11 protein-coding genes are annotated in these 19,869 nt (G+C 65.4%); 7 read left to right on the forward strand and 4 right to left on the reverse strand.

All coding sequences use genetic code 11. The features are described from left to right. Position 1 precedes the first annotated feature (1 nt). Positions 2-619 (reverse strand): lipoprotein insertase outer membrane protein LolB, encoded by a 618-nt coding sequence (gene lolB / locus HX881_RS16225; RefSeq protein ID WP_017129001.1) that lies wholly within the window; start codon positions 617-619, stop codon positions 2-4. A 4-nt stretch (positions 620-623) separates the two neighbouring features. Continuing rightward, on the reverse strand, positions 624-2,348 hold the full coding sequence (locus HX881_RS16230; RefSeq protein WP_042936789.1) for a tetratricopeptide repeat protein: 1,725 nt from the start codon (positions 2,346-2,348) through the stop codon (positions 624-626). Between the two features lie 185 nt (positions 2,349-2,533). Here HX881_RS16230 and hemA point away from each other — a divergent pair, with 185 nt between their 5' ends. The 6 genes from hemA to HX881_RS16260 all read left to right on the forward strand — a co-directional run bounded on the left by hemA (position 2,534) and on the right by HX881_RS16260 (position 7,902). Then, positions 2,534-3,823 (forward strand): glutamyl-tRNA reductase, encoded by a 1,290-nt coding sequence (gene hemA / locus HX881_RS16235; protein ID WP_017129003.1) that lies wholly within the window; start codon positions 2,534-2,536, stop codon positions 3,821-3,823. Continuing rightward, positions 3,820-4,902 (forward strand): peptide chain release factor 1, encoded by a 1,083-nt coding sequence (gene prfA / locus HX881_RS16240; protein WP_017129004.1) that lies wholly within the window; start codon positions 3,820-3,822, stop codon positions 4,900-4,902. Before hemA ends, prfA begins: the two co-directional genes overlap by 4 nt. Then, positions 4,903-5,733: a peptide chain release factor N(5)-glutamine methyltransferase gene (prmC, locus tag HX881_RS16245; protein WP_177085460.1), complete on the forward strand. Its 831-nt coding sequence runs from the start codon at positions 4,903-4,905 to the stop codon at positions 5,731-5,733. Continuing rightward, positions 5,727-6,482 carry a molybdopterin-synthase adenylyltransferase MoeB gene (locus HX881_RS16250; RefSeq protein WP_177085462.1) on the forward strand — a complete coding sequence of 252 codons (756 nt, stop codon included), beginning with the start codon at positions 5,727-5,729 and terminating at the stop codon, positions 6,480-6,482. Before prmC ends, HX881_RS16250 begins: the two co-directional genes overlap by 7 nt. Then, complete coding sequence (murI, locus tag HX881_RS16255; RefSeq protein WP_177085464.1) at positions 6,475-7,266, forward strand: glutamate racemase; 792 nt, start codon at positions 6,475-6,477, stop codon at positions 7,264-7,266. The genes HX881_RS16250 and murI overlap by 8 nt, the downstream gene beginning before the upstream one ends. Positions 7,267-7,383: 117 nt before the next feature. Continuing rightward, complete coding sequence (locus HX881_RS16260; RefSeq protein WP_017126574.1) at positions 7,384-7,902, forward strand: acyloxyacyl hydrolase; 519 nt, start codon at positions 7,384-7,386, stop codon at positions 7,900-7,902. Between the two features lie 20 nt (positions 7,903-7,922). Here the strand turns inward: HX881_RS16260 and HX881_RS16265 are convergent, their stop codons facing one another. Further along, positions 7,923-14,411: a TcdA/TcdB pore-forming domain-containing protein gene (locus HX881_RS16265; protein ID WP_177085466.1), complete on the reverse strand. Its 6,489-nt coding sequence runs from the start codon at positions 14,409-14,411 to the stop codon at positions 7,923-7,925. A gap of 148 nt (positions 14,412-14,559) precedes the next feature. After that, entirely contained in the window at positions 14,560-14,865 is a 306-nt protein-coding gene (locus HX881_RS16270; RefSeq protein WP_017126573.1) for a YkgJ family cysteine cluster protein, read from the reverse strand. Positions 14,866-14,986: 121 nt separating this feature from the next. On the opposite strand from HX881_RS16270, the gene HX881_RS16275 reads away from it, so the two are divergent. Next, a complete protein-coding gene (locus HX881_RS16275) occupies positions 14,987-19,846 on the forward strand; it encodes a dermonecrotic toxin domain-containing protein (RefSeq protein WP_177085468.1) in 4,860 nt (1,619 codons plus the stop codon). The last annotated feature ends 23 nt before the right edge of the window (positions 19,847-19,869 follow it).

Genomic DNA, 19,869 nt, shown 5'->3' on the forward strand with positions numbered 1-19,869 from the left:
GTCACTGGCCCAGCTGGCGCGGCTGCCAGTCCTTGATCACCAGGGTCACGTCGAGGTCGCGACCGTGCAGCTTGATGCGCTCGGGCAGCCAGTAGCCGTTCTGCTCGGTGTAGCTGAGGTACTCGACCTGCCAGTCGTCCTGTTCGAGGGTGGCGAGGCGGCTGTCGTTGTCCAGGCTCAGGCGGCTCTTGCTGTCGGGCGCGGGCAGGCCGCGCACCCACCAGACCAGGTGTGACACCGGCAGGCTCCAGCCCATCTGCTCTTCGAGCAGGGCCTCGGGCGTCGCGGCTTCATAGCGGCCCTGGTTGGCGACTTCCAGCGACACCTGGCCGGGGCGACCGGTCAGGCGCGCCGCGCCACGGCCCAGCGGGCCGGACAGGCGGATATCGTAGTAGTCCTGGCGTTGCAGCCAGTACAGGGTGCCACTGCCGGAGTCCTTCGGCGCGCGGATCCCGACCTTGCCATTGATCTGCCAGCCATCGAGGCTGCTCAATTGCTGTTTGTGCTTGGCCCACTGGGCCGGGTCGCCGTGGCCCTCGACGGACTCACGGGCGCCAAAGCCCGCGCAACCGGCGAGCAGGGCGATCAGGCTGAAAACAACGAGGTGGCGCAAAAACATAAGCTTAAAGAGTCTCGGAACCGGTCAGGCGCTTGATGGTGCTGCGCAGGATTGGGCTGTCGGGCTGATCCTTGAGGAACTTGCCCCAGATTTTCCGGGCTTCGCCCTGTTTGCCGTTGGCCCACAGGACTTCGCCCAGGTGGGCGGCGACTTCCTGGTCGGGGAAACGCTCCAGGGCCTGGCGCAGCAGGCGCTCGGCTTCGTCGAGGTTGCCCAGGCGGAAGTTCACCCAGCCGAGGCTGTCGAGCACGGCCGGATCTTCCGGATTCAACTGATGGGCTTTCTCGATCAGTTCCTTGGCTTCGGCGTAGCGCGTGGTGCGGTCCGACAGGGTGTAGCCCAGGGCGTTCAGGGCCATGGCGTTGTCCGGCTCGCGCTTGAGGATCGCCCGCAAGTCTTTTTCCATCTGCGCCAGGTCGTTGCGTTTTTCCGCCTGCATGGCGCGGGTATACAGCAGGTTCAGATCGTCCGGGTACTGCAGCAGGGCCTGTTGCAGGACTTTCCAGGCCTGGTCGCCATGATTGTTGGCGGAAAGGATCTCGGCCTCGATCAGGTACAACTGGATCGCGTAGTCCGGCTGCTCGTCACGGGCGGCGGCGAGCTTCTTCGAGGCCTCTGCGCCACGCCCGCTGGTCACCAGGATATCGGTCTGGCGCAGTTGGGCCGGCAGGTAGTCATTGCCCGGGCCGACCTGTTCGTATTCTTCCAGGGCGCCCTGCGGGTCGTTTTTCTCTTCGGCGATGCGGCCCAGGTTCAGATGGGCGGAGTCGACGTGGCTGTCGCGGGCGATCAGCTCTTCCAGGTAGCCCTTGGCCTCATCCCAGGCCTTGGCCTCCAGGCAGACCAGCGCCAGGGAGAAGCGCAGTTCGTCATCTTCCGGATACTGCTGGACCAGGCTGGAGAACTGCACCTTGGCATCGGTCATGCGGTCCTGTTCGACCAGCATGCGCGCATAGGTCAGGCGCAGGCGCTTGTCGTCCGGGTACTTCTTGATGCTTTTTTCCAGCAGCGGAATCGCTTCCTTGCCGCGATTCATGGTTTGCAGCAGGCGCGCGCGCAGCAGCAGCGGGGCGACTTCGCCGTCTTCCGGCGGGTTGTTCTCCAGCAGCGTCAGGGCGCCCTGGTTGTCGCCATTCTGTTGCAGCAACAGGGCCTTGCCGAAAATCAGCTGGCTGTTCTTCGGGTGTTTGACCAGCAGGCGGTCGAAACTCTTCATCAGACCGTTGCGGGTGTCCTGGTCGGTGTCGGCGGCCGACAGCGCGAGGAAGTCGAAGTGGGTGTCGCCCTTGCCCTGCAGGACTTTCTCCATATAGACCATGGAGTCGTCATAACGCCCGCTGCGCGCCAGCTGGATCGCTGCCGCGCGTTGCGCTTCAAGATCGTCCGGGGCGTTTTTCGCCCAGATCAGCGAGGTATCCAGGGCTGCCTGGTCGGCGCCCAGGTATTCGGCAATACGGAAGGCCCGCTCGGAAATACCGGGGTCCTGGGTATTGATCGCCTGGGTGACGTAGTTATCCAGCGCGATATCGAAGCGATTTCGCTGCCCGGCCAGTTCCGCACTCAGCAGGCTGAAGACCGTGTCTTCGCTGAAGGAGCTGTAGACCTTGGGCTTTTCCGGGGCCGCAGTGGTGTCCTCGGCCGGTGGCGTATTGCCCGGCGATACGGGAGCCAAGGCCTGGCAGCCGCTGAGGAAGACAAAAGCGAGAAGCAACGCGGAGGATCTATTCATATAAGAGAAGGGCAACTTACCTGCGGTCGGGGCATCATGACACAAGCGGTGGGCAGAACCATACCCGTGACCGCTCACCGGGGCACTTATAGCGATGTTCCATTAGGACAATAGTCGGCAATGGTTGTTCTGAACCGGGTGAAGTAGGACAATTGTCGGCTTCTCGACATCATCAGCGACCTTGAATGGCCTTCCTCGCACTCGGCATCAACCACAAGACGGCCTCCGTAGACGTGCGCGAGCGCGTGGCATTTACTCCCGAGCAGTTGGTAGAGGCCCTGCAGCAGCTCTGCCGCCTGACCGAAAGCCGGGAAGCCGCGATCCTTTCCACCTGCAACCGCAGTGAACTGTATATAGAGCAGGATCACCTGGCGGCGGACACGGTGCTGCGCTGGCTGGCCGATTATCACCATCTGAGCCTCGAAGAACTGCGCGCCAGTGCCTATGTGCACGAAGACGATGCGGCCGTTCGTCACATGATGCGTGTCGCCTCCGGCCTGGACTCGCTGGTGCTCGGCGAGCCGCAGATCCTCGGCCAGATGAAGTCCGCCTACGCGGTGGCGCGGGAAGCTGGGACCATCGGCCCCCTGCTCGGGCGCCTGTTCCAGGCCACGTTCAGCGCCGCCAAGCAGGTACGTACCGACACGGCCATCGGTGAAAACCCGGTGTCGGTGGCGTTCGCCGCCGTCAGCCTGGCGAAACAGATTTTCAGCGACCTGCAGCGCAGTACCGCGTTGCTGATCGGCGCCGGCGAGACCATCACCCTGGTCGCCCGCCATCTGCACGAGCAGGGCGTGAAGCGTATCGTGGTCGCCAACCGTACCCTGGAGCGGGCCAAGATCCTCGCCGAGGAATTCGGGGCCCATGCGGTGTTGCTGGCCGATATTCCCCAGGAACTGGTGCACAGCGATATCGTCATCAGTTCCACCGCCAGCCAGTTGCCGATCCTCGGCAAGGGCGCGGTGGAAAGTGCCTTGAAGCTGCGCAAGCACAAGCCGATCTTCATGGTGGACATCGCCGTTCCCCGGGATATCGAACCGGAAGTCGGCGAGTTGGACGACGTTTACCTCTATAGCGTCGACGATCTCCACGAAGTGGTCGCCGAGAACCTCAAGAGCCGCCAGGGCGCCGCCCAGGCCGCCGAGGAACTGGTGAGCAGCGGGGTCGACGAGTTCATGATCCGCCTGCGCGAACTGGCGGCGGTGGATGTGCTCAAGGCCTACCGTCAGCAGAGCGAGCGCCTGCGTGACGAAGAATTGCAAAAGGCCCAGCGTCTGCTGGCCAATGGCAGCAGTGCCGAAGACGTGCTGATGCAACTGGCGCGGGGCCTGACCAACAAGTTGATGCATGCGCCCAGCGTGCAACTGAAAAAGTTGTCCGCCGAAGGCCGCCTCGACGCGCTGGCCATGGCCCAGGAACTCTTTGCCCTCGGTGAGGGCCCATCGGATAGCTTTTCGGATAAGAAACCGCAATGAAAGCGTCACTGCTCAATAAGCTGGACATCCTCCAGGACCGTTTCGAGGAACTGACCGCCCTGCTTGGCGATGGCGAAGTCATTTCCGACCAGAACAAGTTTCGCGCCTACTCCAAGGAGTACGCCGAGGTCGAGCCGATCGTCGCGGCCTACAACCAGGTGCTGAAAGTGCAGGCGGACCTGGACGGTGCCCAGGCGCTGCTCAAGGACAGCGACCCGGACATGCGCGAAATGGCGGTCGAGGAAGTCCGCGAAGCCAGGGAGCAACTGGTCGAGCTGGAGTCCTCCCTGCAGCGCATGCTGTTGCCCAAGGACCCCAATGACGGGCGCAACGTCTTTCTCGAAATCCGTGCCGGCACCGGCGGCGACGAGGCGGCGATCTTCTCCGGCGACCTGTTCCGCATGTACTCGCGTTATGCCGAGAAACGCGGCTGGCGGGTGGAGATCCTTTCGGAAAACGAAGGTGAGCACGGCGGCTACAAGGAAGTCATCGCCCGGGTCGAGGGCGACAATGTCTACGGCAAGCTGAAGTTCGAATCCGGTGCGCACCGCGTGCAGCGGGTGCCGGCCACCGAATCCCAGGGCCGTATCCACACCTCGGCCTGTACCGTGGCGGTGCTGCCCGAGCCGGATGAACAGGAGGCCATCGAGATCAACCCGGCCGACCTGCGCGTCGACACCTACCGCTCCTCGGGCGCGGGCGGCCAGCACGTGAACAAGACCGACTCGGCGATCCGCATTACCCACATTCCATCGGGAATCGTGGTCGAGTGCCAGGAAGAGCGCTCCCAGCACAAGAACCGCGCGCGGGCCATGTCGTGGCTGTCGGCCAAGCTCAACGACCAGCAGACCAGCGCCGCCGCCAGCGCCATCGCCAGCGAGCGCAAGCTGCTGGTGGGCTCGGGCGACCGCTCCGAACGCATCCGTACCTACAACTTTCCACAAGGCCGGGTCACCGACCACCGTGTCAACCTGACCCTGTACTCCCTGGACGAAGTCCTGGCAGGCGGTGTCGAGGCGGTGATCGAACCGTTGCTGGCCGAATACCAGGCCGATCAACTGGCGGCCTTGGGTGATTAAATGACTATTATCGCCAGCCTGCTGCGCGCCGCCGAACTGCCCGACTCACCGACCGCGCGCCTGGACGCCGAGTTGCTGTTGGCGGCTGCCCTGGGCAAATCCCGCAGTTACCTGCACACCTGGCCGGAAAAGATCGTCAGCAGCGAAGCCGCGCTGGCCTTTTCCGGTTTCCTGCAACGCCGCCGCGGTGGCGAGCCGGTGGCCTATATCCTCGGCCAGCAGGGGTTCTGGAAGCTCGACCTGGAAGTCGCGCCGCATACCCTGATCCCGCGTCCCGACACCGAATTGCTGGTGGAAGCCGCCCTCGAGCTGCTACCGGCGACCCCGGCCAGTGTGCTCGACCTCGGCACCGGCAGCGGCGCGATTGCCCTGGCCCTGGCCAGCGAGCGTCCGGCCTGGCGGGTCACCGCGGTGGACCGGGTGCTGGAGGCCGTGGCCCTGGCCGAGCGCAACCGTCAGCGCCTGGGCCTGGACAACGCCACGGTGCTGAGCAGCCATTGGTTCAGCGCCCTGGAAGGCCAGCGCTTTCAATTGATCATCAGCAACCCGCCGTACATTGCCGCCGCCGACCCGCACCTGGGCCAGGGCGATGTGCGCTTCGAACCCGCCAGTGCGCTGGTGGCCGGCGCCGATGGCCTGGACGACCTGCGCCTGATCATCGCCCAGGCCCCGGCCCATCTGGAGGCCGGTGGCTGGTTGATGCTCGAACACGGCTACGACCAGGCCGAAGCCGTCCGCGAACTGCTCTCGGCACAGGGTTTCGGCGAAGTCCACAGCCGCACCGACCTGGGTGGTCACCAGCGCATCAGCCTGGGGCGCATATCGTGCTGAGCGACCAGGAGCTGTTGCGCTATAGCCGGCAGATCCTGTTGCAACAGGTGGATATCGACGGCCAGTTGCGCCTGAAAAACAGCCGGGTACTGATTGTCGGCCTGGGTGGCCTGGGCGCGCCGGTGGCCTTGTACCTGGCCGCCGCCGGTGTCGGTGAATTGCACCTGGCGGATTTTGACAGCGTCGACCTGACCAACCTGCAACGCCAGATCATCCACGACACCGACAGCGTCGGTTCGACCAAGGTCGACTCGGCGCTGCGCCGGCTGACGGCAATCAACCCGCAGGTCAGCCTGGTTGCCCATCGCCAGGCCCTGGATGAAGATTCCTTGAGTGCCGTGGTGGCCGCCGTCGACCTGGTGCTCGACTGCTGTGACAACTTTGCCACCCGCGAGGCGGTCAACGTCGCCTGCGTGGCCGCCGGCAAGCCGCTGGTCAGTGGCGCGGCGATCCGTCTCGAAGGCCAGTTGTCGGTGTTCGACCCCCGGCGTGCCGAGAGTCCGTGCTACCACTGCCTCTACGGCCACGGCAGCGAGGCCGAACTGACCTGCAGCGAAGCCGGGGTGATCGGTCCGCTGGTCGGCCTGGTGGGCAGCCTGCAGGCACTGGAGGCGCTGAAACTGCTCGCCGGTTTCGGCGAACCGCTGGTGGGCCGGCTGTTGCTGATCGATGCCCTGGGCACGAAATTCCGTGAGTTGCGGGTCAAGCGCGATCCGCACTGCAGCGTCTGCGGTAGCCGCGATGCGTGAGGCGCCGATCGGGGTGTTCGACTCCGGTATCGGCGGGCTGTCGGTGCTCAATGAAATCAGCGCGCTGTTGCCCAACGAATCGCTGCTCTATGTCGCCGATTGCGGACATATTCCCTACGGGGAAAAAAGCCCGGCCTATATCCGCCAGCGCTGTGAAGCGATTGCCGGGTTTCTTCGCGAGCAGGGCGCCAAGGCCCTGGTGATTGCCTGCAATACCGCGACGGTGGCCGGTGTCGCTGATCTGCGCCAGCGTTACCCGGACTGGCCGCTGGTGGGCATGGAACCGGCGGTCAAGCCGGCGGCGGCGGCTACCCGCAGTGGTGTGGTCGGCGTGCTCGCCACCACCGGCACCTTGCAAAGCGCCAAGTTCGCCGCCTTGCTCGACCGCTTTGCCAGCGATGTGCGGGTGGTCACCCAGCCCTGTCCCGGCCTGGTGGAAATGATCGAAGATGGCGATCTGCACAGCCCGGCCCTGCGCCAGTTGCTCGCCAGCTATGTCGAGCCGCTTTTGGCCGCGGGCTGCGACACCATTATCCTCGGCTGCACCCACTATCCCTTCCTCAAGCCACTGCTGCTGGAGATGCTTCCGGCGTCCATCAGTCTGATCGATACCGGTGCCGCGGTGGCCCGGCAACTCCAGCGCCTGCTGCAAGGCCGCGACCTGCTGTCCGCGGGAACGGCACGCGAGGCGCAATTCTGGACCAGTGCTGATCCGCATCACCTCAGAAAAATCCTTCCGATGCTATGGAATAAGTCTGGCGTTGTGCAAAGCTTCACAGAGTAGGAAAGTCTGTGAAAAACCGCGCAAATCCGTGAACTTCTGCTTAACGCCAGATTTCTATTGAAGGCCTGTTGAGCTGTACAACAATCCCGAACATACGTTGGAAATAGGATGTTTCTCATGAAGCGACTGTTCTGCCTGGCTGCGCTTGCAGCCGCCACACTGGGGTATGGTCTTGCGGCACACGCGGCCGGTCTTGAGTTCGCGGTCGGCCAGACCAGCGATTCGACCCAGACCTATCGCCTGGGCCTGCAATTGGATTGGGACAAGAGCTGGCTGCAAAGCGATGTCGGTCGCCTGACCGGCTACTGGAGCGGCGCCTACACCTACTGGGATGGCGACAAGGCGGCCAGCAACCACAGCCTGTCGTTCTCGCCGGTGTTCGTGTACGAGTTTTCCGGAGCCTCGATCAAACCCTACATCGAGGCCGGGATAGGCGTCGCGGTGTTTGCCCATACCGAAGTGGAAGACAACAAGCTCGGCTCGGCCTTCCAGTTCGAGGACCGCATCGGCTTCGGCCTGCGCTTTGCCGGCGGGCATGAGCTGGGGATCCGCGCGACCCACTATTCCAACGCGGGGATCCGCACGCCCAACGACGGCATCGAGAGTTACGCCTTGCACTACACGATGCCGTTGTAGCGGAGCATTCGCTGCCGGGGTCAGCCTCCTTCGCCCTGGCGCTTGAGGCTGGCCAGGACGGCAAATACATCGTCGCCATCGACGCGGCCACGGTCGAGCTGGATCAGGCTCCAGTCGCCGTTGTCGCCGAGATTTTCCAGCGCCTCGTCCGTTCCGGTGTAGCCCCAGAGGGCACTGTAGTTGCTGGCGCGATAGCGTCGCGGGAAATGTTCCTGCAGCTCCCGGAGCGTTGCGTCGGCGGCGGCCAGTTGCTGCACATGGGCCTTGAGCCCGCTGGCGCCACAGAACTCGCTCAATGCCGGGCTTGACGCCGGTACATACAACAGCAGCGTGCCCTGCTCCGGATCGCCGATGACCAGGATGTCATCGGCCGGATAGCCGTTGATACTCAAACGGTGCACCAGCACCTGGCGCGGCCCCTGGCTCGACGGCTCGCGTTCGTGGCGTGGCAGCAGTTGCAGGAGCATCTGGCCGGCGGTGTCCGAATACCGGCCTTGCAGCCGGGCGCGCTGTACCTCCAGGCGATATTGCGCCCGCAGAAAGTCGCCATAGCACTGCTCGTTGCGGGGCTGGCCGGCAGCGGGGTGGGCGCTCCAGAAACCCGCCGAACGCCCGCCGAACTTGCGGTACTGCTCGTCCAGGTGGCGCGTCAGCGCGGCCAGTGTCTCGACCGCCTGCCTGACTTTCTCGCGCTGGGGGCTGGAGGCGATCAACAGCATTTCAGCGGTCACGGGGATCTGGTACAGCTCGTCGCCGTGGTCCTCGCCGTTCGTGGGAATGGCGGCGAAGTCGCCGTCGGCGGGCCGATAATAGATGCCCCGGCCCGGCCAGTCGGGTGCCGACAGGTCTTCGACAGGTACCGGGGCGGTCAGTCGCTGCAAGCCCTGCAGGGCTTGCAGGCGTTGCTCCAGCTCATTCACATCCTCATGGTCGCGCGCGCTCAGTGTCGCCAGCGTGTAGCGGCCGCCGGCCAGGTCCAGCCGGTAGGCCTCGTCGAGCTTGTTGACCAGATACAGGGTCTCCTTGTCCTGCACCCGCACCACGACGCCCCCCACCGTCAGCCGGCCGGGCTCGAGGCGGATATCGTCCGGGCGACTCAACTGATCGGTGTGCAGCACCCAGGTGGAGGGGCGCGATGTGGCGCAACTGGACAGATCGAGGGTCGTGCCGTCGCTCAGGTAAATGTCATATTGGCTGCCCTGGCCTTCGATGGCATGGCTCAGGTAACGACCGCCTTCGCCGGGATCGTCCATGATCAGCATCGGCGCCGCCAGGCCGAGGCTGACCCGGATACGCGTGGCGTGGTAGCGCGGCTCCAGCTGTTCGACGATCTTCTGGAACACCGCGACCCACTTGGCCTCGATGAACTTGCCCCGGGTCTTCTGTTCGAGGGCCTTGAACAGCTGCAGCTCGGCGTCATTGCGCTGGGTCGCGCCCAGCAGCCAGCCGTATTGCGGCAGATAGGTGTGCTCGGGCGTGATCGGCAGATGCAGGAAGCGGGCACTGTCGGAAACCGGCAACGGCATTTCTCCGGGAAGCCCCAGGACCAGGCCGACATCGATGGCCTGGCGCTCGTCGAGGATCACCCGCGGATCGCCCGAACGCGAAGTGTCCACGGCATAGATCTTCGGGCTGCCCAGGTGGACCCGGCCATTGCGCTGATCCACATGGCTCACCACCACCGGACCGTCCAGGCGCAGCCCGTGGCTGTGCGGATCCTCGACATAACCGTTGCGATAGGCCTGGATCTCCCGGTTGAATTGCTCGCCCGTGGCGAGGACCTTGTGGGCCTTGGCAAAGAACACCGCCACCAGGCTGCTGGCGCCCAGGCCCAGGCCGGCCAGCGGTATCGACAGCGGCCCGAGGAACTCGGCACCCTCGGCGAACCCGGCCAGCACCGTGCCCAACGCGAGGCTATCGAGCCCGACATGGGTGCCGTAGGTGGCTGTTTCCTCGGCGCTCTCGGCATGGGCCAGCAGGTAGCTGTCGACCCCCAGGCTGGCGAGGACCAGCAAGGCATTGCCGGCGGCCAGCAGTCCGCCCAGGGTCAGGGTCTTGCCGGCCAGGCTGATCCCCTGGCCGGCCTTGTCCAGCAGGCGGATGCTTTCGGCGCCCAGGTGTCCGGCGTCCTTCAGGCCGAGGTAAAGCGCCTGGGCGAGCAGTGCGCCCTCGTTGGCGATGCCCATCACCACCAGGGCCAGTTGCGTGTAGAACTGCACCTGGACCGCGCGGGTCAGGTCCGCCGACAGGGCATGAGGCTTGCCGCTGCCGAGCAGCAACAGGGCGAAGCCGGTATTCAGGCTGTTCAGGCCATCGAGCTGGGCAAGGGCATGGACCACCTCGTGATGGGTGACGCCCGGGCGCGGCAGCAGTTGGCCCTCCCGGAACTGGAAGTGCTGGTGGAGGGTGTCCACGCTGCTGCGGATACGGTTCGAGAGTGCGGCCAGTGCGCTGGTTTTCGCCAGTGCCAACTGCCGGCGTGGGGCGCCGTCCGCGTCGATCAGTTCCAGGGTGTAGCCAGCGGTCGTGGATTGCAGGCTGTGCAGGTCGGGGACCCGGCCGGACACCGTCGTATCGGCGGCGAGCCGTTGCCACTCCTGTTGCGCGGCCTGGCCCAGCGTGGCGAACGCCTCGCGTTGCGTGCGCGATTGTTCGGCGATGGCCGGATAGGACCGGCGCCTGTCGCCCCCGAGGCCGGGGGTGTCGATAAGCTGCCAGGAACCATCGGGACGCAGTTGCACCTCATAGGTCGGACGCCGGAAACCTTCGATGGCATGGATGATCCGCACGCGATTGCCGAAGGCGCGGACTTCGTAGCGCAGGCCGTCATGGCGGATGTAGGTCCTGCCGTTTGCCGCATGATACAGGCCGCGCGCATCCGGTCCCGACAGCTGCGCCGTCGATCTGCCGTGTACCTCGTATCCCCTCAGGTAAGTCGGTTGCGAGCCCGTCGACGGACCTGCCTGCCGTGTGTTCGGCAGTGGCGCGTTCAATGCCCTGTCCAGTTGGGCCAGGCTGCTCAGGGTTTCCCGTGGAGAGGCCAGTGCATGGCGAACCCTGGCATTGTCATGGGTGGCGCTGGTCAGTTGGGTCCACATCTTTTCGACTACGCGGTTCGATCGTTGCCTGAGCATGCTGAACAGTCCGGGCGTATCGAGCAGCAGGTTGAGCCTGGCATTCGCGAGAGGGGCCGAGTGGAATTGATGTGGGGTCCAGGCGATGGGGTCGGCCCTGAAGGGGAAAAGCAGTGGGGCGATGTCCTGGAAGCCCATTTGCCTGGCCAGCCCCAGCAGTTCCTGTTGATGTTCGAGGAGTCGCGACAGCACCTCGTCCGTCAGCGGCCTGATCCCGTCGGCGTTCTCCAGCAGGTTGATATTGAGGATGCCGGCATCCGCGCAACGGCTGATCAGGCGCAACCTGGTGGTGGAGATGTGCGGATCGTGGAGCAGGTGGGCGATCTGACCGATGTTGATCCCCTCGGCCATGGGCGGGGTCAGGGTGGGCGAGGCGAAAATGATATCGAGCCGTTCGAGCAGCGCCGGGACGCGCCGGAGCGTGGCGCGCAGCAAGTCGCGCCGGGCGGTGATCTGGTTGCCTATGTACTGGAGCGCATACTCGCGCAACTGGGCGGCCGTCGCGCCGTACTCCAGCAGGATGTGGCGGATGCTGTCGTCAAAAATGAAGATGCGCTGCTCCAGGAAATCGATGTCTGCCGCCTCTGACGGCCCGAGCAACAGCGTTTCCAGCAGCCTCCTGCGACTGGGCCCGGCGGCCAGCAGGGACAGTACCGGACGGGGCGGGGCGTCAATATAGCGATCGATGATCTGGCGTATTTCCGCGGGCAGCGGACGCAGGGCATGGCGTTGATGCACGGCATCGAACGCGGCATCGACCACGCGGCTCAGCCTCGGTGAGCGCGACGGCAGGGTCGTCTCCAGGTAACGGATGACCGGCTGGAAGAGCCCGTACGGATTGGGGAAACCCTTGAGGATGGCGGTCAGCTCCTGATAGACCTCGCTGCCCAGCCAGATATTCAGTTCCGCGCAATGTTCGAGTGCCTGGGCATAGAGCGGCAGGTGCTCGGCGGTCACGAAGGGGGCGATCTCCGGATGGCGTTCGATATGCCCGGCGGTGGCATCGCGCAGTCTCTCGACCGTGAACGTGTCGCTGTCGCGACCCAGGTTCAGCGCCAGGGCCAAGGCATGAAAGAAGCTGTCTTCACCGGCGGGGGCATCCACCCTGTTGCCATGGAGCCAGGCGCTGTAGTGATCGGGAGCGGACCGGTACAGCACCACGTCCTGGCGGGCAACGAACATATCCGGGTTCACCCGAAAGCCATAGGCGTCTTCGTGCAGTCCCTGCCGGTAGCGTACCGACCAGCCGGGTCCGGGGCCCTGGCAATCGATGATCACCAGGCTGCCGTGCGATGGCCAGTCCGACAGGCTGGGCATGAGGGGCGCGACGATATCCATGACCCGCGCGTTCCAGGAGCCCAGGCGGATCAGACCGGCTATGGCGGACACACGGGGTGGCAGGGCCGGCGGCGGATCGATCGGCGCGCCGCCCAGCAGCCGTAGCCGCACCGTGCCGGGTGGCGTGGCGCCGCTGCTGGCCGGGCCCAGGCGCTCTGTCGCCGGGCGCGCCGGCAGCGCGGCAAGCTCGGGTTGGCCGGTCGCCCTGATCCGTGCCAGGGCGTTTTTTCCGGGCAGGAACGTGCCGATCAGGCCGGCGCTCTTCTGGCCGACCACATTGCCCAGCGCCCACTGATCGATGAGTGACCGGCGATCAGTGGTCGTGGCGCCGGGATCACTCTGGCGCGCCTGCTCCAGCAGTGCGTCGCGCCGTATGGTGTAGAGGCCCAGCTGCACATCGCCCGGTATCGGGATCAGTTGCACGTGGGCGCCGGTTACGGGGAACGGCACCTGCGGGATTGGCGTGCCCGACGTTTTCAGTCGCGCGGCTAGGTAGTTTCGCCACTGCGGTTCCACGAGATACGGGTTGATATCGGCGAGTCGGCTCAGGGCCTTGAGATCCTGGTCATCGGGGGCGTCCGGGATGTACAGCACGACAGTCGGGTCGTTCGGGGCCGAGCTGCTGATAGCGAGTATGCCGTCAATGATATGCAGCGTGCTCGGGGCATTCTCGGGATGGGTCCACAGGCCCAGCGCGCTGGCGATGAGGGTGTGTGTGCCGATCAGCGGGCGGGTGGCCGGGTCGGGGTAGTCGAGCAGCAGGCGGACCCACTGTTGCTGGCGCGTGTCGATGCGGCCTTCGAGCGTGGCGTCCAGCAGCGCCAGTTGCAGGCTGGCGGCATTGGCGTATTGCCAGGCCTCGCGTATCGCCTGTGCCGGTTTTGCGGTCGTCGGGTTTTCTGCGCTCAGCGCCGTGACGATGGCATCCAGTGCTGCCTGGTCCTTGATGACCGGCGTGGCGGAGTTGTCGGCAGGCGCGGTTGACGGCAGCGTATCGAGCAACGCCAGGCCCAGCGCCAACCGGCCGGCCTGCACCTGGCCGGCGGCGGTGCGGTAGCGTTGCCAGTCCTGCCGGCTGCCGTCCTTGAAGACCTGCCGCCAGGCCTGGTATTGCAATGCCTGCAAGCGCTGGTTCAGTCGCCCGCCGATATCCAGGATGTCACGCAGGTCTGCGGCGGCGGCGAGGTCTTTCAGCAGGGCTGGCGAGGCGTCCGTCGGGGACGCGGCAAACACAGCGTTCACCTTGCGTTGCTGGGCGTCGCGCAGTGAGCGAACCTGCTCGGTGAACAGGTTTTCGTGCTTGTCCTCGCTGGCGGTGAAGCGGTCGGCGATTTTGTGCCCGAGGCGCACTTGCAGCGTGTTGTGCAGGAGCCGGAGCGAGGCAAAGGCTTCAAGCCCCTGTTCCAGGGTGTAGAGCACGACCCGGCCGAGATCGCTGTGGACCTCGACCGCTTTCTTGCCCTTGAGCTGCGTCGGGTCGAGATCGTTGCCCGGCAGGACGGCGCCATCGCTGCTGGTGATAACGAATGCGCCGGGCCACGGCGCGGCGTCCTCTCCCAGCAGGGTAATGCCGTACACCGCCGGTCGATGGCGTACCGGCAGTACCGGCAGGGCATCTTCCCGTTGTGCCCGCGTGGGCAGGCGCAGCACCTGGTCGATCAGTTGCCGGTCGTCGGTGTCCAGCGTGCCATCGGCGTTGCGCAACTGCACCTCGGCCCGCAGTTGCGTCTCCAGGCTCAGGGCGAGCCATTGCTCGGCGGGCAGGCCATTGCTGGCGTCGTTGGGTTGCGTCCAGAACCGTTGCAGTTGCGCCAGGTAATCCTGCTGCAACTGGCGTATCCGCTCACTTTTCGCTATTGCCGGACCCGCCTCGGGCAGCGTCGGCGGCGGTAGCTCTTCCAGCAGGGCGGTCACTTGGACATTGGCCGTATCGAGGGCGAGCAACGCTTGCGAGCGGGCCGGCGCGGGCTCGTCCGGTTCGCTTAGGGGGTCGGCTGCACAGGGGGGCGAAGCACAGGGTGGTTCGAGGGTTTTCATGGGCCGGTGATCTCAGGTTCCGGGGGCAACGTTGGGGTTGCCCGCTACTTGTGACGTGGGGTCCCAAGTGTGGATTGCGCTGGTTCAGCGGATATATGGGAAGCGTCTTTGACTCGGAGATGAAAGCGCCCTGATGCGCCCGTTCAAATCATCGATACGCGGTGGCGATATCGCGGCGTTCTTCCAGGCACTCCGCCGAGCCGGTCTCGAACTCCCGGCAGATCAACGGCCGTTTCGCGTAGATCGTGCAGCGCATGCTGTCGCGATCCAGGGCCGCGCACCAGCCGTCGTCCAGGCGCAGCATCACCTCGCCGCCCCAGTCGTCGATATCGATAAAGCGCTCGGGCACACCGGTATCGGTGATCAGCATGACTTCCAGCCGACAGCAGCAGGCCGCGCAGGAAGAGCAGGTGATCGCCGGGGGCGTGAGGTCGGTCAGGGGAATCGTGGTCATGGGCGCCAGTGTATGCCAGTGTCGCGGGCCCGTATGCCTGAATCAGCGGTCTGGCGATAGCCGGATACCGCCGTGGGCAGTGCTGTTCCTTGTCTACTCGCGCATTTGCAGGGAGCCAGACATGCCGGACACCACCACCTCGCCTCGCCCGTCGCTGCAGCAGGACATCGCTGCGGCCAAGGCGCTTTTCGCCCGCCCGCCGACCTTGTCGGGGGTGGTCCTGGCGGCTATCCAGGAACAGTTCTTCAGCCGTTGGGACCCGCTGCGCAACGCCACGCACCTGTATGTCGGCGAGCCGCGATGGCTGACGGCCGATGGCAAAAAGGTCTCCGCCGGCTATCAGTACACGGCCTTAAGCGATCTGGTGCTCAAGCAGTTCACCCAGGGCGTGGCGCCGGTTTTCAGCGAAGATCATGTGCTGGAAGTCCGCTTCGTCGGCCTGCCCGGCGATCGCCAGATGATCGAGCCGCCGGTCCCGCCGACGCTGCTCGGCCAGTGGGGCGATATCCTGCTGGAGCTCTATCAGCAGGCGCTGGTCGACTACTGGAACGAAGAGAATGCGCAAGGCAGCAGTCGCTTTGGCCGGCTCAGTGCGCTGCTGGTGCGGATGCTCACCGCCGACCGCGAACAGTACCGCGCCTTCCTCACGGTCGACCTGCAGAAGCCCGACCAGAAACTGGCCGTCCATGGCCTGCGCGCCGTGAGCAAGGACCCGTGGGGCGGCTACTACCCGGAAGCGTTGCCGGTGCTGCTGGTTCGTCGCTGGGAGCATGAGGTCGAGCAGGCACCGTTGTTGCTCAGCCTCGCCCAGGGACTGTTCCGGGCCCGGACCCCGGAAGTGGGACATCTGCTGCCCTTGTTCATGAGCCGCCGGGCCGAGGGGCGTGATATCGAATATCACGAGCATCGGCTCTGGCAGTCGGGTGATCCTGACGAACTGCTGGAACAGGCCTTTGCCAGCCTGGGGCGTACCTTGCTGGAGAATCAGTTGCAGGAGGTTTCGCTGATCGGCCGTGATCTCGACCGGACGGTCGAGGATTACCAGCGGCGACTCAGCGCCATCACCCGCCCCGACAACTGGTTTTTCAACCCCGAGCCGACGCAGCCCCATAGCGTGCGCGAACTGTCCGAGGAACTGACGGCGCTGCGCGATGCAATGCCCCACTGGTTGCTCGCTGCCGACCCGCGGGATATCGAGCGCTACCGGGATCTGCTCGATCATCTGGCGAGTGTGCAGCGTGCCTCCCAGGGCAAGGCCTTTCTCGACGGTATCGGCGACCTGATGAGTTTCACCCGGCGGACCCTGCTGGAAAAAATCCATGAGGAGCATGCCGAGCCCCTGGGGATCAGCAGTTCCGACGATATCCGCCTGGAGCTCGACAGGGTCATCGCGGTGGCGACGGCCGGTGGCGGCGGTGGGGCCCTGGGCAGCATCGAAAAGGTCAGGATGACCCTGACCGAATTCGCCCTGGAGAACCTAGGCGGCTTTCACCATTCGAAGATGCGCATCGCGGTCCGGCACTGCGACCGCGAGTCCGCCGTGCCGGCCTGGCTGACCCCGGATTACGTCAGGCACCTGGTGACGGCCGTGGACATCGGCAAGACCTACCTGGAGGCGCTGCGGGCCAAGCTGATCGACGACGCCGACGAGGCCCGGCGGCGGGAAAAACTCTTCACCGAGCAACTGCGGGTGCAATTGCCCATGGCGGCGCTGGAACTCAAGATCAGGGCCCAGTCCGGTTTCAGCGAGGCGGGTTTCCGGTATATCGAGGCACTCATGAAACCCGCCGCAGCGCAGCGGCAGGTCGACGGCCAGGAGATCGTGCTCAGGCCCCTGGGTTTTCGTGCCGAAGCCGATGCCGCGGTCGATGAAGTGGCGTCGATGTTTATCATCGGGCCGAAGGATATCCGTCACGGTCCACACGTGCTGTATCGCCCGTTGTTCGCCAAGGCTGGCAGCCATGAGTCGGCGTTGCTGGGCTTCCAGGCGGCCTACGGGGCGGCCTTGTGTGCCCCCGACAACGATGCCCGGCCCACGCCGGCGCTCGAACCCCTGCGCCAGTACGAGACCTTCGGCGCGGTGTTCGAGGCCATCCGCCAGGAGGGCCCGCTGCAGGACAGTGTCCTGACCTGGATGAGCCCCCGGGCCAGGCGCCTGTACGACCATGGCGGCTTCCAGGAACCGCACCTGCCGCGATCGTTCGAAGACGATTTTGCCGCTTTTTCCACTCCGGGGCCGGCACGCCCGAGTGACGCTGTGGTCGACGGCGACTGCCTGCACCACCTGTTCACGTCGACGGCGCGCACGCTGATCGAGCTGGCCGACCGGCAGTCGGTGTCCAACGCCGAGCAACGCTGGGCCCAGCTCAAGGAAGGCGCGTGGCAACTGTTCAATGTGCTGCTGATGTTCATCCGTGGCCCGGCGGCCGTGGCGGGCTGGATCTATGCGGTGGTGGCCAGCGTGGACCGGGACATCCGTCAGTTGCAGGCCAGGGGCGGCCAGGGGCAGGCGAATGCCTGGGCCGATGTGCTGGTCAATCTTTCCTTTATCCTCAGCCATCATCTCGCCGAGGGCAGGGCACCTTCAGCCGCTCGCGAGGGTATACCGTTCAGCACGGAGCCCGCCGGGGCGGGCCGACTCAGGCCTGGGCCCTATGTGGCGCAAGGGGCGGACCTGCCCGTGCCCATGCACCTGGACGAGCCGGCCCTGGCGCCCTCCGGGCAGCGTCGCATCCGCATCGACGACCTGCTGCTGCGCCGTTTCGAACGGCCCTGGCCTGATGTCGGGTCACTGGGCGCGGTGATCGCTGAGGGTGAACTCAAGGGCCTGATCCGGCTCAACGACAGCGGCCACCTGGCCACCTATATCGGTGGGCGCCTGTATCGGGTCCGCGAGGAACCCGGGGGCGGCGTGCGGATGATCACCCCGGACGGCAGTCGCGAAGGCTTCTACCTGAAAAGCACCGAGGCCGGCGAGTGGAGCCTGGACGTGAAGCTGCGTCTGCGCGGTGGCTCGGGGCGCGGTGGACGCAAGTCCATCAAGCAGATACAGGACGAAAAAAAGGCGGCGGCCAAGGTCTTGGTGGATCGCCACAAGGAGATCGAAACCGCCGGGAAACTCGCGACAATCGCCGCCTCCGCGGCACGGGCCGCGCTGAAACTCAAGGAGGAGGGGACTGACGTCGAGGCCATCAGCAGGGCTCGGCAACGATATCTCCAGGAAGCGGAAAAGGCCTTCGACATGATGGGGCAGAGCATCGTCCTGCGCGAGGAACAATCCCGGGTGGCGAAAGTGCCGAAATGGAAGGACGCCGTGTGCGCTTTCCTCGGCATCCAGTTGGGCGGCTGCCGTGAGACGCTGGAAGTCCTGCGCCGGGTCCGTGAGGAACAGCGCCCCTCCGCGATAGAACTCGAGCTGGCGCAGACCAGCGCTATGCAGATGGGCTCCGGGTTCTTCGAGCGGTTCCTTGCCTACCAACGGAGCAAGGTCGCGGCCAATGAGCGCATGTTCGAATGGCATCGCAGGGAAAGGCAGGTCGACAGGCATCTGGACGATTTTGCCGGTCTGGGCAGCAAGACCCGCGACCAGACCATCGGCCGGACCCCGAACGCTCCGCTGGAGCGCGACACGCAGGCGTCGCAACTGCATAGCCTGCGCTGGCTGACGCTGCATGAGTTGCGACAGGACGAGCAGGTCCCTCCTTCGCTGATAGACAAGACCCAGGAGATCGCCATGGCGAACCAGTCCTGGCTCAACCTGGAGCAGGACCCGGATATACCCGCCCGGCGCCGTCAGCGGGTGCTCAACACCTGTATCGAAAACTATGTGTCGGGCCTGCAGACCCTCGAGTTCTGGCGGCACCAGCAGCCCGAAGGCACGGCGCTGCCCTATACCGACCGTCTGCTCGAACTGATCGCGCAATTGCGTGACGAGGCGCTGGAGGCGTTGAGCGAGTCGCTCGAGGCACAGGCCAGCGAGATCGCCGCGCAGGAGGAGCTGGAGAAAATCCCCGGGCTGATCCAGACCCGCGGATCCAGGGGCGGGACCTACCTGGGGAAAGTCCGGCCGCCGGCCGCCGGTCAGAGCCGGGAGACTGTCGAACTGGCCGATGGCGATGAAGTGCGGGTGTTCCAGGAAAGCGCCAGCGGCAGCTACTGGGAGGAGGTCAAGGCCCCCGAGCCGGCCCCGGCGCCGGTCGCCACGCGGCCACAGGTCGGGCTCAAGCGGCTGGTCAAGGAGGCCGGCACGCAGATGCAGAAGGCCCGTGGCGAGCTGGCCAATGCCCGCAAGGAGCTGGCACGCGCGCTCGACCACGCCGCCCGGTTGAAGCAACCGGTCCGGGACCCGGTCTACCTGCAGGATGTGCTGGAAGGGGAAGCGCGGATCCTCGTCCGGCTCGCCGAACAACTGGAGAACGGCCTGGCGAGCGCCGAGCAGTCACCCGAGCGGCTCAACGCACAGAGCCAGGCGGCCAACTTGCGCGCCCTGGCCCTCGAGTTGGGCAACGAGGGGCTGCTGATCCGGGTCGAGGCGACCAAGGCGAGCATGCCGGACATGGCCCGCGTCGACTTCCTGCACCGCCAGGGCGCCATCGAAATCAGGAAAAATGGCCCGCGCAGCCTGCTCAAGTCCGGCGATTACCTGCAGGAGTATCTGATCCTCGACAAGGCGGTCGCGGGCAAGAAGAGCGCGTTGCTCTGGGTGGCCCACTTCCACTACCCCGACCTGACCCCCAACGATGACCTGTTCACCCCGGGGGCCGCCCACCTGAAAACCCGCGAAGAGCGTTTTCTCGGGCCCAAGGCGCAAGCCCGTGCCGAAGGGGCGCGGTTCGAGCGTATTCGTCGCGGCCAGCCCGGTCGCGCGCAGGCGGCGGTGGATATCTGGCGCAGTGCGATCAGCCTGCCCATGGCCCGCCAGTTCTTTTTCGATGCCGCTGAAGTGGATGCGGCCCTGGTGGAGCAATTGCGCCGACTGTAGCTAAGCGGATACCGCCAGGGCCC

Source organism: Pseudomonas gingeri, from assembly GCF_013386115.1.
Classification (GTDB): domain Bacteria; phylum Pseudomonadota; class Gammaproteobacteria; order Pseudomonadales; family Pseudomonadaceae; genus Aquipseudomonas; species Aquipseudomonas gingeri.

Bases quoted from the DNA above. Each gene is read 5' to 3' on its own strand.
- HX881_RS16270 (WP_017126573.1), bottom strand. From the start codon at position 14,865: ATGACCACGATTCCCCTGACCGACCTCACGCCCCCGGCGATCACCTGC.
- prfA (WP_017129004.1), top strand. From the start codon at position 3,820: ATGAAAGCGTCACTGCTCAATAAGCTGGACATCCTCCAGGACCGTTTC.
- HX881_RS16275 (WP_177085468.1), top strand. From the start codon at position 14,987: ATGCCGGACACCACCACCTCGCCTCGCCCGTCGCTGCAGCAGGACATC.
- prmC (WP_177085460.1), top strand. From the start codon at position 4,903: ATGACTATTATCGCCAGCCTGCTGCGCGCCGCCGAACTGCCCGACTCA.
- lolB (WP_017129001.1), bottom strand. From the start codon at position 619: ATGTTTTTGCGCCACCTCGTTGTTTTCAGCCTGATCGCCCTGCTCGCC.
- HX881_RS16265 (WP_177085466.1), bottom strand. From the start codon at position 14,411: ATGAAAACCCTCGAACCACCCTGTGCTTCGCCCCCCTGTGCAGCCGAC.
- hemA (WP_017129003.1), top strand. From the start codon at position 2,534: ATGGCCTTCCTCGCACTCGGCATCAACCACAAGACGGCCTCCGTAGAC.
- HX881_RS16260 (WP_017126574.1), top strand. From the start codon at position 7,384: ATGAAGCGACTGTTCTGCCTGGCTGCGCTTGCAGCCGCCACACTGGGG.
- HX881_RS16230 (WP_042936789.1), bottom strand. From the start codon at position 2,348: ATGAATAGATCCTCCGCGTTGCTTCTCGCTTTTGTCTTCCTCAGCGGC.
- murI (WP_177085464.1), top strand. From the start codon at position 6,475: ATGCGTGAGGCGCCGATCGGGGTGTTCGACTCCGGTATCGGCGGGCTG.